Consider the following 13,377-nt stretch of genomic DNA (forward strand, 5'->3'; position numbering starts at 1 on the left):
CCCGCCCTCGCCCCCCGCTCGCGACACAGGCTCCGGGCTCCTGTTGCGCACCGCGGCGTTCGGCGGGACGGTCGGTGTGGCCGGCGAGACCTCGCCGGCGATCGTCGTCGAAGGAGTCGCACGTGCCGTACTCGCCGAAGGACGCAACACCGGCCACCGCCGCCGTGAACCGGGAGGCCAGGGCGCTGTACGCGCTCGACGACGTCCGGGACTTCGAGCTGGCCTCCCGGGGAAAGATCGCGGACGTGCCGGACGGGAAGATCGTGCTGGCCGACGGGCGCGTGAGCTACGACGTCGGCGCGACGGACTTCCTCGTCGACGAGGAGTCGCCGAACCCCGACACGGTCAACCCGAGCCTGTGGCGGCAGTCGAAGGTCATCCACAAGGCCGGCCTGTACAAGGTCGTCGACCACATCTTCCAGTTCCGCAACGCCGACATCGCCAACCTGACGATCGTCGAGGGCGACGACGGCCTGGTGATCATCGACTGCGGGTCGTCGGTCGAGTTCGCACGCACCGGCATGGCGGTCTTCCGCGAGCACGTGGTCGACAAGCCCGTGGTCGCGGTGATCTACACCCACACCCACATCGACCACTACGGCGGGGTCAAGGGGGTCGTCGACGAGGCCGACGTCGCGAGCGGGAAGGTGCCGATCCTCGCGCCCGGCACCGTCGCGAGCTTCGACAAGTTCGCGATCGGGGAGAACGTCGTGGCGGGCAACGCCATGTCCCGACGCGCGGCCTACGCGTTCGGCAACCTGCTCGACGCGGGCCCCCGACAGTTCGTGTCCTGCGGCATCGGATCGGGCACGGCGAGCGGCCCCACCATCTCCTACCTCTCCCCGACGGACCCGATCACCGAGACGGGCCAGTCCCGCAGGATCGCGGGCCTGACGTTCGAGTTCCTCTACGCACCCGACACCGAGGCGCCAGAGGAGATGCACATCTGGATCCCCGAGCTCAAGGCCCTCACGTGCGCGGAGAACGCCAACCACGGCCTCCACAACATCCAGACGCTACGAGGCGCCCGCACCCGTGACGCCCGGAACTTCGCCCGATACCTCGACGAGACCCTCGAACGCTGGGGCGACCAGGCCGAGGTGCACTACGGCCCGCACACCTGGCCCGTGTGGGGCAACGCCGAGGTCGTCGCGTTCATCGAGTCCCAGCGCGACACGTACAAGTACATCCACGACCAGGCGCTGCGCCTGGCCAACAAGGGGTACACCCCGCTCGAGGCCGCCGAGGTCGTCGAGCTGCCCGAGGTGCTGCGCCGCGAGTGGTTCAACCGTGGGTACCACGGCACGCTGCACCACGACGTGCGCGCGGTCTTCACCAAGGAGCTCGGCATGTGGGACGGGGACCCCGTCTCGCTGCACCCCCATACCCCGGTCGACACCGCGTCGCGGTACCTCGCCGCGTTCGGCCGCGACGCGATCCTCGCGGAGGGTCGGCGTGCCGTCGAGGCCGCCGACTACCGGTGGGCCGTGCAGATCCTGCACCACCTCGTCTTCGCCGACCCCGACGACACCGAGGCGCGCAACCTCCAGGCCGACGCCTACGAGCAGATGGGCTACCAGGTCGAAGGGCCCCAGTGGCGCGGGATCTACCTCACCGCGGCCCGTGAGCTGCGCGAAGGCGTCCTGACCGCGCGGTTCGCGACCGCCAGCCCCGACACGATCGCCGGCATGCCGATCGACATCCTGTTCGACTACGCGGCCGTCCACGTCGTCGGCGAGAAGGCGGCCCAGGTCGACCTCCGGTTCGACCTGCACTTCACCGACCAGGACGAGACCTGGACCCTGTGGGTCCGGCACGGCGTCCTCAACGCACGCAAGGGCGCCCACCCCGACGCGTCGCTCACCGTGAGCGGGCCCAAGGCGGCGCTCGCGGGCGTCCTGCTGCAGCCTGCGGCCACGGCCCGGCTCGTCGACGCGGGAACGGTCACGCTCGACGGCGAGGCCTCGGTCCTGGACACCTACGGGTCGGTGCTCGACACGTTCGACCCCGACTTCGCGATCGTGACGCCCTGACCGCCGGGTGCCCGGGTGCCCGGGTGCCGGGGGCGCACGGAGCGCCCCGGGCACCCGGGCACGACGGGACGCGGTCGCACCCGGGCACGACGGGACGCGGTCGCATCCGGGATGCGCACGCGCACCGCCGGGCGCACGCTGAGATCTCCATCCGGTGCGATCACGACGGGACCCCTGCGCGAGGCGAGCGGATGCTCGACGGTGCGCGGCGCCGTCGGGCAAGGAGCTGGACCATGACCACTGAAGGAACCGCACGGACCCCCGAAGGAACCACCCCCACCCCCGTGGTGTTCGTCCACGGGCTGTGGCTGCACGCCGACTCCTGGGGACCCTGGGTCGAGCGATACGCCGCCGCCGGGTACGACGCCCACGCGCCCGGCTGGCCCGGCGACGGCGCGACCGTCGAGGAGACCCGGGCGAACCCCGACGCCGTCGGCGGGTACGGGATCGACGAGGTCGTCGCGCACTACGTCGAGGTCCTCGACGCGCTGCCGGCCCAGGCCGTCGTCGTCGGGCACTCGTTCGGCGGGCTGATCGTCCAGCGCCTGCTCACCGCGGGGCACGCGCGCGCGGGGATCGCGATCGACCCCGCGCCCATGCGCGGCAACATCCTGCTGCCACCCAGCTCGCTCAAGGTCGCGGCCGTCGCGCTCAAGAACCCCGCCCACTACAAGGGCTCGGTCTCGCTGACACCCGAGGAGTTCCGCTACGGGTTCGCCAACGAGCTGTCCGACGAGGAGGCCGACGAGCTCTACGAGCGGTGGACCATCCCCTCGCCCGGGCGCCCCCTCTTCGAGGACGCCGCGGCGAACCTGTTCCCGCACTCGGCCGCCAAGGTCGACTCGAAGAACGCCGACCGCGGGCCGCTGCTGTTCGTCGCGGGCGGCATGGACCACACCGCGCCCGCCTCGCTCACCAAGACCTCGGCCAAGATCTACCGGCGCCATTCCGACGCCGTGACCGACCTCCACGAGTTCCCCGACCGGGGGCACTCGCTCACGATCGACCACGGCTGGGCCGAGGTCGCCGAGGCGACCCTCACGTGGCTCAAGGAACAGGAGATCTGACGTGCCCTTCGTCACGACCGCGGACGAGACCCGGATCTTCTACAAGGACTGGGGGAGCGGGCAGCCCGTCGTGTTCAGCCACGGCTGGCCCCTGAACGCCGACGCCTGGGACGGGCAGCTCAACCTGGTCGCCTCGCACGGCTTCCGGGGGATCGCGCACGACCGGCGCGGGCACGGCCGCTCGACCCAGACGTGGGACGGCAACGACATGGACACCTACGCGGACGACCTCGCCGCGCTTATCGAGGCCCTCGACCTGACCGACGTCGTCCTCGTCGGCCACTCCACGGGCGGGGGAGAGGTGACGCGCTACCTGGGCCGGCACGGCACGGGCCGCGTCGCGAAGGCCGTGCTGCTCGGGGCCGTGCCGCCGCTCATGCTCCGCACCCCGGACAACCCCGACGGCGCCCCGATCGAGGCGTTGGACCAGATCCGCGCCGCGCTCCTCGCCGACCGCTCGCAGTTCTACCAGGACCTGGCGGTCCCGTTCTACGGCGGGAACCGGGACGGCTCGACGCTGACCCAGGGCGTGCGCGACCAGTTCTGGCGCCTGGCGATGCAGGTGGGCCTCAAGGCCGCCTACGACTGCGTCGAGCAGTTCTCGGAGACCGACTTCACCGCGGACCTGCGCTCGATCGACGTCCCCGTGCTCGTGGTGCACGGCGACGACGACCAGATGGTGCCCATCGGGCCGTCCGCGCTCAGGGCGGTCGAGCTGCTCCAGGACGCGACGCTCGTCGTGCACGAGGGGCGCCCGCACGGGCTCTTCGGCGACTACGAGGCCGAGTTCGACGAGGACCTGCTCGCGTTCCTGCGGTCCTGACGCCGCGTTCCCGGCACGCCGGGGCGCTCGCGGGACCGGCCGAGGCCTGCACGTCCCACACCTTGCCCGACGGCGCCGCCCACCCTCGCGGTGAGCGGCGCCGTCGGGCCGGGGCGTGGTCAGGCGTCGATGTGCCGGGCGGCGAGCGCACCGCCCGTCGCGGCCTCGAGGTCGAGATGGATCCCGGTCGTGCGGGCGTCGGGGAGCGAGCGCACCCGGTCCAGCTCGCGACGCAACGCGTCGACCGCGAGCTGGTCGGGGCCCACGAGGGGCAGGCGCACGCGCGGGCTGCCGATGCGGCCCAGCGCGTGCAGGACGAGCTTGGTGGCGACAGCCGGCGGGGCGTACGTGGTGAGCGCGCGAGCGAGAGGTTCGAGGCGCCGGTGGGCCGAGGTGGCGGTGCGGAGGTCGCCCGCGGCGACGGCATCGAGCAGCTGCCGGTAGGTGCTGGGAGCCACGTTGGCCGCGACGCTCACGACCCCCGCGCCGTCGATCGCGAGCGTGGGGAGGGTCGCCGCGTCGGAGCCGGCGAAGTAGAGCAGGTCGCTCGCCTCGATCAGGTGCGCCGCCCGGGCGAGGTCCCCGTCCGCGTCCTTGAGCGCGCAGACGGCCGGGTGCGCCGACGCCAGCAGGAGCGTGGAGAGGTCGAGCCCCACGCCTGTGCGCGCCGGGACGTCGTAGAGCATGACCGGCAGGTCGGTCGCGTCGGCCACGGCCCGCACGTGCGCGAGGACGCCCAGCTGGCTGGGCCGGACGTACGCGGGCGCGGAGACCATGATCCCGTCGGCCCCCGCGGCCTCGCACGCCCGGAAGTGCGTGATCGCGTGGGCGGTGTCGCCGGCCCCGCCGCCGACCACGACCGTCGCGCGGCCCGCGACCGTCTCCCGGGCGACCGCGACGACCCGCACCTTCTCGTGGTCGGTCAGCGTGCTGGACTCGCCGGTCGTGCCCGCGACGACGACGCCGTCCGCGCCTCCCGTCACCACGGCGTCCAGGTGCCGGGCAAGATCCTCCCAGGCCACCTCGCCGTCGGGCGTGAACGGGGTCACGAGAGCGACGAGCAGCTGACCGAACGGGTTGTGTCGAGGAGGCATGCGGCAACGCTAGGCCGCGGCGGGCACCCGTGTCCGTCCGTGTTCCGTCAAGATCTCGGGCGTTCCCGTCAGCGTCCCGTCAAGACGGGCGACGGTGGGCGGGCTCGCCGCGTAGACCCGGAGCATGACCCTGACCTCGATCCTGCCCACGCTCCGTGCGAGCATCCCCGACCCGCTCTCGAAGGACTCCTGGCCTGCCGCGACCAGGGCTACCGTCACGGACGTCCTGGTCGCCGGGGTGTCGCTCGCGCACCTGGCCACGCTGTGCGGGACCCCGTGCGTACACGTCGCTCAGGCGAGCGGAGCGGGGCCCGTGGGCGGCCGCATGGGGACCGCGGTCGTCGCCGCCGTGACCGACGTGCGCGTCCTCGGCCCGAGCGGTCTCGAGCTGGTCCTCGACGCCGAGATCGATCCCCTGCAGGCGCGCTGGGCACAGGCCCGCCTCATCGGTCGTGCCTCGAGCGTCCGACCCGTGCGAGCGGTCGTCCCGGGAAGCCGGGGCCCGGGCAGCCTCACGGTGCCCGCGGACCTGCACGTCGGAGACCTGCTGGCGATCCCGTGCCGGGGGCAGATCGCGCTGCGGGACGTCCGGCCTGCTCCCGGGGGTTCCGAGCGCGTGGGGTGAGGCGAGCGTTGGGTGGCAGGCGCGTCGTCGCCGAGATCCCGGGCGGGGCACCGGGGCTCTGACCTGGCCTTTTGCTGGAGTGGCGTCAGGGTGACACCACTTTCTCCGACGAATGACGCCATATCTCTTGCGGTGACACCACGAGTGGTGTCATAGTGGCGTCATGGAACTTACGAGATACGTCGACGAGCTGCAGCACCAGCTCGCCACCGCAGCCGCCGCAGGCGGGGACGAGGCGCGTGAGCTGGCCGGGCGCCTCTCGGCCCCGCTCGACGCCGCCGTCCGGCTCGTCCTGCTCGAAGCCCTCTCGACCGCGGCCACCGAGATCACGGCCGAGCTCGCGCCCGGCGCGGTCGACGTCCGGCTCCGGGGGCGCGACCCCGAGTTCATCGTGACCCCTGCGCCCGCCTCGGCGTTCGAGGACGACGCCACCCCCGTGGCCGAGCCCGCCCGACCGGCGGTCCTCGACCCCGACGACGTCAGCACGTCCCGCACGACGCTCCGCCTGCCCGACCAGCTCAAGGCCCAGGTCGAGGAAGCGGCCGCCCGCGAGGGCATGTCCGTCAACACGTGGCTCGTGCGCGCGGTCGCCGCCGCGCTCGCGCCCACCGCCCCGTCCCGCCCCGCTCCCCGGGCCACGAGCACCTCCGGTCGCGTGACCGGCTGGGTGCGCTGACCCGCCACCCGACACCACCACACTCCCGCGCCCCGCCACCCCGGGGCGGACACGCTCACCCCTCTGGAGGATCCGTCATGCCCACTTTCGCCGCCCCCACCCCCGTCCCGGTCGTCATCGACGTCCCCTTCGGCAACCTGTACGTCGTCGCCGGCGAGCGGGACGACGTCGTCGTGACCGTCCTGCCCGCCGACCCGAGCAAGTCCGGCTCGGTGCGCGCCGCCGAGGAGACGCGCGTCGAGCGCGACGGCGACGCGATCTCGATCGTCTACCCCAACGCCTGGAAGCAGTACGTCCTGCCGTTCGCCTCGGGTGGCGCGAAGGTCACCATCGAGCTGCCCGCCGGCTCGGACCTCCGGGGCAAGGCAGGGTCCCTGTACGCGGAGGGCAGGCTCGGCGCGGTCGACCTCAACCTCAACGGCGGCAACGCCCGCCTCGACGACGTCGACCGCCTCGACATCAAGGTCTCGGCCGGGTCGCTCAGCGTCGGCCGGGTCTCCGGCACCGTCGAGGCCACGGTCTCGGCGGGCGGCCTGCGCGTCCGCGAGCTCGACGGTGACGCGACCGTCAAGGTGCCCAACGGCACCACCGAGATCGGCAGGACGACCGGGAGCCTGCGCGTCAACGGCGCGCACGGGGACATCTCGATCGACCGGTCGCACGGCGACACCGTCGTCAGGTGCGCGCACGGCGGGGTCCGCGTCGAGCAGGCCGTCAACGGGCGCGTCCAGCTCGAGAGCTCGTACGGCTCGATCGAGGTCGGCGTGCCCGAGGGCACGGCCGCCTGGCTCGACGCGACCTCCCAGCACGGCCAGGTCCGCAACCTCCTGCAGGACGCCGCCGGTCCCGGCGAGTCCGACCTCACGGTCGAGGTCCGCGCAGGCACCAGCTACGGCGACGTGATCGTGCGCCGTCCGCACCCCTGAGGTCGGCCCTCCGCCGTCCCCACCCGAGCAGCTCACCCCGCTCGTCCTCGCTGTACCCGCTCGTCCACCACCCTCGAAGGAGAAGCTCATGACCACCACAGTCCGCGGACCCGCGATCGAGGTCGCCGGCCTGCGCAAGTCCTATCGCTCCAAGTCCGGCACCCAGCTCGTGCTCGACGGGGTCGACCTCGTCGTCCCGGCCGGGACGATCACCGCGCTGCTCGGCCCCAACGGCTCGGGCAAGACGACGACCGTCGGCGTCCTGTCGACCCTGCTCACCGCCGATGCCGGCACGGTCCGCGTCGCGGGCCACGACATCGCCCGTGAACCCGACGCGGTCCGCGCCTCGATCGGCGTGACCGGGCAGATCACCGCGGTCGACGAGCTGCTCACCGGCACCGAGAACCTGCGGCTCATGGCCGATCTCAACCACCTCGGGAAGTCCGCCGGACGCCGTCGGTCGACCGAGCTGCTCGAGCAGTTCGGTCTCGCCGAGGCCGCGGGCAAGCCCGTCGCCACCTACTCGGGCGGCATGAAGCGCAAGCTCGACCTCGCGATGACGCTGGTCGGCACGCCGTCGGTCGTCTTCCTCGACGAGCCGACCACGGGCCTGGACCCCCGCAGCCGTCGCACCCTGTGGGACGAGGTGCGTGCGCTCGTCGAGGGGGGCACCACGATCCTGCTCACCACGCAGTACCTCGAGGAGGCGGACCGGCTCGCCGACTCCGTCGCGGTCCTCCACGGCGGCCGCATCGTCGCCCAGGGCACGCCCGCCGAGCTCAAGTCGGTGCACGACGCGGGCTCGCTCGACGAGGTCTTCCTCGCACTGACCGAACCGCCCACCGAGGAGGAGGCCGGCACCGACGCCGCGGCCCCCGCCGGTCCGACACAGGACAAGGAGAACGTCCGATGACTGCCATCGCCACCACCGCCCCCACCACCACGGCCCGGCCCCGTCCGGTCGCCGACGTCGGGACCATGCTGCGCCGCAGCCTGCTGCGTGCCGTGCGCTACCCGGGCCTGACGGTCTTCATCGTCGGCGGCCCGATGGTCATGCTGCTGCTGTTCGTCTACGTCTTCGGCGGGGCTTTCGGTGCCGGCGTGGCTCCCGGGATCACGCCGGGCGCCGACGGCCGGGCCGCCTACCTGGACTACATCACGCCGACGCTCCTGGTCATCACCGTCGTCGGGGGAGCGACGTCGGTCGCGGTCAGCGCCGCGATGGACGCCGCGAGCGGCATCATGGCCAGGTTCAAGACCATGGCGATCTCGCCGGGGTCCATCCTCTCGGGGCACGTGCTCGGGTTCGCCGTCCAGGCCATGATCGCCGTGGTCCTCGTGCTGGGCGCCGCGATCGCCATGGGCTACCGCCCCCAGGCCGACGCGCTCGACTGGCTGGCGCTCGCGGGTCTGTTCGTCCTGCTCGGGATCTGCCTCAACTGGTTGTGCGTCGCCATGGGGCTCAACGCCCGCAGCGTCGAGACCGCGAGCAACACGCCCATGCTCCTGCTGCTCCTGCCGTTCCTCGGCAGCGGGTTCGTGCCCGTCGAGACCATGCCGACGGCCGTGCGCTGGTTCGCCGAGCACCAGCCGTTCACGCCCATCATCGACACGGTGCGCGGGCTGCTCGCCGGGGGAGCGGGGCTCGAGGGGTCGACCGTCGTCCAGGCAGTGGCCTGGTCCGTCGTGATCGGCGTCGCGGGCTACGTGTGGGCGCGTGCGCTGTTCCGCCGCGAGCGTCGCCTCTGAGGCGGACGCCGTCCCGCGTCGCCGGGCGTGATCCACCGGGTCTCCGGGTCGAGCCGTCACGGCTCGGCCCGGAGGTCTTCGGCGTCCGGGGGGGCTCGCGGTCCCGGACGGCCCGCCCTACAGGTCGCGGTACATGATGTGGAGCCCGACGAGACCGGCCGTGGGGTGCGCGAACGCCTCGGGCACGGTCGTCAGGACCTCGAACCCGAAGGACTCCCAGAGCCGCACGGCGCGTTCGTTGGTCTCGACGACGGCGTTGAACTGCATCGCGAGGTAGCCGTCGGCGCGCGCGCCGTCGAGCACCGCGTTCGCGAGGGCGCGCCCGACGCCGCGTCCACCCTCGCCCGGCCCGACGACGAAGCTCGCGTTCGCGACGTGGGCGCCCGCACCGGGAAGGTTGGGCAGGTACTTCGCCGTGCCGACCACCACGCCGTCCGTGTCCACCGCGACGAGCACGCGGGCTCCCGGAGCGTCCGTCCACGCCGCGCGGGCCTGCGCCTCGTCGATGTCGCGGGGGTAGGTGTAGGTCTCGCCCGCGCGGAAGGCGGGCTCGAGCACGCGCCAGATCCCGGACCAGTCGTCGGACGTCGCGGGGCGGACCTCGATCTGTGCGCTCACGCCGCCGAGCCTAGTCGCGCCCTGGGCCGGCCCGGGTGTGACCAGCCGCACACGTGAGCAGCGCTCCTCGCCGGGTGACCGCCGGTGCCCCGACCTAGGCTCGGTCGATGACGACGGAAGAACCCCGCGAGCCGACCGTGTGCGTGCTCGCGCTCACGCCTCTCCTGGCGATCGAGATCGAGCCCGCCGGACCCCACGAGACGTCGCCCGAGATCCACGTGCACCCGGGTGGCCAGGGCCTGTGGCTCGCGCGCATGGCGTACTCGCTCGGGGCGCACGCGATCGTCTGCGGTCCCTTCGGGGGCGAGACCGGCACCGTGGCTGCGCACCTGGCCCGCGCCGAGAACCTCGACCTGCGCGTGACCTCGACGGGCGCCAACGGCGCGTTCGTGCACGACCGACGCAGCGGTGAGCGGGCCGAGGTCGTCGCCATGGAGCCCTTTCCCCTCAACCGGCACGAGGTCGACGACCTGTACGGCACGGTGCTCGTCGCGGCGCTCGACGCCGCCGTCACCATCCTCACCGGGTCGAGCACACCGGTCGGCGTCCCGCCGGACTTCTTCGGCCGGCTGACCAAGGACCTCCATGCGGCCGAGCGTCAGGTCGTGGCGGACCTGTCCGGGGCCGAGGCCCAGGCCGTGGCGCAGGAGCCCGGCGCGGTCCTGAAGATCAGCCACGAGGAGATGGTCGAGGGCGGCTTCGCGCCCGACGACAGCGAGCGGTCGCTGCGCGCCGCCGCGGACGAGATGGTCGCCGCGGGGCCGCGCGCCGTGATCGTCTCCCGGGCCGAGGCGCCCTCGCTCCTGGTGACGCGGGAGCGCAGCTACACCGTGCAGAGCCCGTCCGTCACGACCGTGGACCATCGCGGGGCGGGCGACTCGATGACGGCGGGGATCGCCGTCGGGCTCGCGCGGGGCATGGACCTGCCCGACGCCGTGCGCCTGGGCGCCGCGGCCGGAGCCCTCAACGTGACCCGGCGCGGGCTGGGCACGGGGCACCGCGACCAGATCGAACGCTTCGCGCACCGCGTCACGGTGCACGAGACCCACTGACCGCACCGGACGAGAAGGAGGCCATGATGCGCGCACTCATCACCAACGACGACGGGATCGACTCCCCGGGCCTGGCGGTGCTCGCCGGGGCGGCGCTCGACGCGGGGTACGAGGTCGTGGTCGCGGCGCCCGCGCGCGAGTCCTCGGGCGCGAGCGCGGCCCTGCTGGGGGCCGAGGAGGACGGCCGGTTGATCGTCGAGGAGCGTAGAGCCCCCGGCCTGCCCGACGGCGTGACGTCCCTCGCCGTCCGGGCCGCCCCCGCGCTCATCGCCTTCGTCGCGGCGTACGGGGGGTTCGGCGCCACGCCGGACCTGGTCCTGTCGGGCGTGAACAAGGGTGCCAACACGGGCAACGCGATCCTGCACTCGGGGACCGTGGGCGCGGCGATGTCCGCGACGACCCACGGCATCGCGTCCGTCGCCGTGTCGATGGACGCCGCCGAGCCCCGCCACTGGGAGACCGCACGCCTCGTGACCGACCACGTCGTGGAGTGGGTGGGGCGCACGCCGCTGGGCCGCCGGGTCGTGAACGTCAACGTCCCCGACTGCGCTCCGGGCGACCTCCGGGGGCTGCGCCAGGCGCCGCTCGCGAGCTTCGGGCTGGTCCAGGCGCGCATCCGCGAGAGCGACGACCGCAGCCTGACGCTGCAGTACTCGGGGACGGAACGGCACTCCGAGCCGGACTCCGACACGGGTCTGCTCACGCGCGGGTGGGCGACCGTGACGCTGCTGCTCGCGCCGTACGCCGACGCGAGCCTCGAGGTGCCCGGGCTCCCCGTGCCGTAGTCCGCTCAGGTGCGGTGCCCCCTGCGCGACAGCCGGTCCCAGAGCCGTCGGAGCGGGCTGCCCTCCTGCTCGGGGGGAGGTGGCACGGCCTGCGCACCGTGCACGAGCCACGCCTGCGCGTGCCGTGCGGCGTCGGCCGTCGACTCGCCGATCACGGGCCGGGCCTCGAACACCTCGATGCGATCGTGCAGCCGCAGGTCGATGACCTGCTCGAACTTCGCTGCCAGCACCGGGTCCACGCCGCTCACGTAGAGACGCCCGCCGTGGACGCCGAGCTGGTCGGCGTAGCGGGCGAGCACGGTGAAGGCCGTCGCGCCGAGGCTCGCTCGCCCGCGCAGCCGCAGGACGACGACGGCGTCCTGGGCGCCGGTAGGTTCGGGGAGCGTCGCCTCGAGGGAGCGGGCCCCCGCGTAGAACAGGCTGCCGTAGACGTCGAGCACCGTGACGGTCCCGCCGTCGAGACGGCGGGGCGCAGGCTCCTCGCGATAGCGCCCCTCCTCGACGGGGACGAGCCGCACGATGCGCAGGTCCTGGGACTCGCGGTTGGCCTGGAGCAGGATCGACAGGGCCGCGCCTATCCCGACCGCTGCCGCCACGGGCAGCAGCAACGTCGCGAGGAACGTCGTCGCCATGGCCACCTGCGACTGGCTGCCCGTGTGCCAGGCCGTGGCCATCGCGGACAGGCGGATCGACCCGACCGACGCGACCGCGAGCAGGGCTGCGAGGGTCGCCGAGGGGACGGCCCCCACCGGTCCCGACAGCAGGACGAGCACGACCAGCACCCACACGCCCGACATGACCCCGGCCCACCGGTCGCGTGCCCCCGCGGCGGTGCTGACCGCCGTCTGGCCCACCGAACCGCCGACGGGGATCCCGCGGAAGAAGCCCGCCGCGAGGTTCGCGACCCCCTGACCGACGAAGTTCCGGTCCGGGTCCGCGCGCCGCCCCGCGTTCGGGACCGACTCGGCGACGCCCGCCCCCTGGACGAGCACGATCGCCGCGACGGCGAAGGCTCCCACGGTCACGTCCAGCGAGAACACCGTGAGGTCGGGGACCGCGGGGACGGGCAGGCCGACGGGGATCGCGCCCGCGTCGCCCACGAGCTCCACGGACCCCGCTCCGACGAGCCAGACGCCCACCGACGACACGACGAGGGCGACCACCGCGGCGAAGGGCGCCAGCCGCGTCCGGGCGAGGACCAGCAGCAGGACGATCGAACCGGCGCCGACGACGAGCGTCGGCACGTCCCAGGAGCCGGGGGACCGCAGCACCTGGTAGGCCTGCTCGATCGCGAGCGACGCCGTCGGGTCACTGCCCGTGAGCGCGTCGAGCTGCCCGAGCAGGATGTTGACCGAGACGCCCGTGAGAAAACCGGTCATGACCGAGTGCGACACGAAACCGGTCAGTCGGCCCAGACCCGAGAGCCCCGCGACGACCATCACGGCGCCCGCGAGCGTCGTGAGGAGGATCAGGGCACCGAGCCGGTCGGCCGGGTCGATCTCCGCCAGCGCCGACCCGGCCGCGAGCGCGGCGGCGCTCGTGGTCGTGACGATCATGAGCTGGGAGTCGACGGTCAGGCCGCCGGCGATCCGGCCGACGGCCGTCGCGTAGAGGCCGTGGATCGGGTTGACCCCGACGAGCGTCGCGGCCGCCATGCCGTCCGGGACGCCGCCGACCGCCCCGGGGACCCCTGTCCCGGCCGAGCGCCAGAACGTCCCGGGTGCAGGGCGCACGCCGGCCCACCAGGCCTTCGCCGCGCGCACGGGCCTGACCCTCATCTCGGTGCCCTCCGCGCCTCAGCTCGCGCCCACGACGCACGAGCGGGTGCGCCTCCGTCGCGTCGAGGCTGTCACACGACCGCGACGACGGCGCGCCGAGGCACCGGCGCGGCCGCGCGCGTGCCCGCTCGTGTCGCCGTCGAGACCCACG

The 13,377-nt window shown here is 73.5% G+C and carries 13 protein-coding genes; 10 read left to right on the forward strand and 3 right to left on the reverse strand.

Features of this window, described 5'->3' with window-relative positions; genetic code table 11:
* The first annotated feature begins 122 nt into the window (after positions 1-122).
* The 3 genes from JOD49_RS19660 (at position 123) to JOD49_RS19670 (ending at position 3,923) form a co-directional block, all read left to right on the forward strand.
* Complete coding sequence (locus JOD49_RS19660) at positions 123-2,033, forward strand: alkyl/aryl-sulfatase (protein WP_205308654.1); 1,911 nt, start codon at positions 123-125, stop codon at positions 2,031-2,033.
* A gap of 233 nt (positions 2,034-2,266) precedes the next feature.
* Complete coding sequence (locus tag JOD49_RS19665) at positions 2,267-3,100, forward strand: alpha/beta hydrolase (protein WP_205308655.1); 834 nt, start codon at positions 2,267-2,269, stop codon at positions 3,098-3,100.
* A gap of 1 nt (position 3,101) precedes the next feature.
* On the forward strand, positions 3,102-3,923 hold the full coding sequence (locus JOD49_RS19670) for an alpha/beta fold hydrolase (RefSeq protein ID WP_205308656.1): 822 nt from the start codon (positions 3,102-3,104) through the stop codon (positions 3,921-3,923).
* A gap of 119 nt (positions 3,924-4,042) precedes the next feature.
* Here the strand turns inward: JOD49_RS19670 and dapA are convergent, their stop codons facing one another.
* A complete protein-coding gene (gene dapA / locus JOD49_RS19675) occupies positions 4,043-5,017 on the reverse strand; it encodes a 4-hydroxy-tetrahydrodipicolinate synthase (protein ID WP_205308657.1) in 975 nt (324 codons plus the stop codon).
* Positions 5,018-5,141: 124 nt separating this feature from the next.
* Here dapA and JOD49_RS19680 point away from each other — a divergent pair, with 124 nt between their 5' ends.
* The 5 genes from JOD49_RS19680 to JOD49_RS19700 all read left to right on the forward strand — a co-directional run bounded on the left by JOD49_RS19680 (position 5,142) and on the right by JOD49_RS19700 (position 8,993).
* Positions 5,142-5,642, forward strand: coding sequence for a hypothetical protein (locus tag JOD49_RS19680; protein ID WP_205308658.1), 501 nt, complete (start codon positions 5,142-5,144; stop codon positions 5,640-5,642).
* A gap of 163 nt (positions 5,643-5,805) precedes the next feature.
* A complete protein-coding gene (locus tag JOD49_RS19685; protein ID WP_205308659.1) occupies positions 5,806-6,318 on the forward strand; it encodes a ribbon-helix-helix protein, CopG family in 513 nt (170 codons plus the stop codon).
* 77 nt (positions 6,319-6,395) lie between these two features.
* The gene (locus JOD49_RS19690; RefSeq protein WP_205308660.1) at positions 6,396-7,244 is read left to right on the forward strand and encodes a DUF4097 family beta strand repeat-containing protein; all 849 of its coding nucleotides are present in this window, start codon (positions 6,396-6,398) and stop codon (positions 7,242-7,244) included.
* Positions 7,245-7,332: 88 nt separating this feature from the next.
* A complete protein-coding gene (locus JOD49_RS19695) occupies positions 7,333-8,157 on the forward strand; it encodes an ABC transporter ATP-binding protein (RefSeq protein WP_205308661.1) in 825 nt (274 codons plus the stop codon).
* Complete coding sequence (locus tag JOD49_RS19700) at positions 8,154-8,993, forward strand: ABC transporter permease (RefSeq protein WP_205308662.1); 840 nt, start codon at positions 8,154-8,156, stop codon at positions 8,991-8,993. Before JOD49_RS19695 ends, JOD49_RS19700 begins: the two co-directional genes overlap by 4 nt.
* A gap of 117 nt (positions 8,994-9,110) precedes the next feature.
* Here the strand turns inward: JOD49_RS19700 and JOD49_RS19705 are convergent, their stop codons facing one another.
* A complete protein-coding gene (locus JOD49_RS19705) occupies positions 9,111-9,611 on the reverse strand; it encodes a GNAT family N-acetyltransferase (RefSeq protein ID WP_307822661.1) in 501 nt (166 codons plus the stop codon).
* Between the two features lie 107 nt (positions 9,612-9,718).
* On the opposite strand from JOD49_RS19705, the gene JOD49_RS19710 reads away from it, so the two are divergent.
* Both JOD49_RS19710 and surE read left to right on the forward strand, forming a co-directional pair.
* The gene (locus JOD49_RS19710) at positions 9,719-10,663 is read left to right on the forward strand and encodes a 1-phosphofructokinase family hexose kinase (RefSeq protein WP_205308663.1); all 945 of its coding nucleotides are present in this window, start codon (positions 9,719-9,721) and stop codon (positions 10,661-10,663) included.
* 23 nt (positions 10,664-10,686) lie between these two features.
* Positions 10,687-11,448, forward strand: a complete 762-nt coding sequence (surE, locus tag JOD49_RS19715; RefSeq protein WP_307822662.1) for a 5'/3'-nucleotidase SurE — start codon at positions 10,687-10,689, stop codon at positions 11,446-11,448.
* A gap of 5 nt (positions 11,449-11,453) precedes the next feature.
* Here surE and JOD49_RS19720 read toward each other — a convergent pair whose 3' ends face one another.
* Complete coding sequence (locus JOD49_RS19720; protein ID WP_205308664.1) at positions 11,454-13,211, reverse strand: SulP family inorganic anion transporter; 1,758 nt, start codon at positions 13,209-13,211, stop codon at positions 11,454-11,456.
* Positions 13,212-13,377 lie beyond the last annotated feature (166 nt).

The organism is Oerskovia jenensis (assembly GCF_016907235.1).
In the GTDB taxonomy this organism is placed as follows: Bacteria; Actinomycetota; Actinomycetes; order Actinomycetales; family Cellulomonadaceae; genus Oerskovia; species Oerskovia jenensis.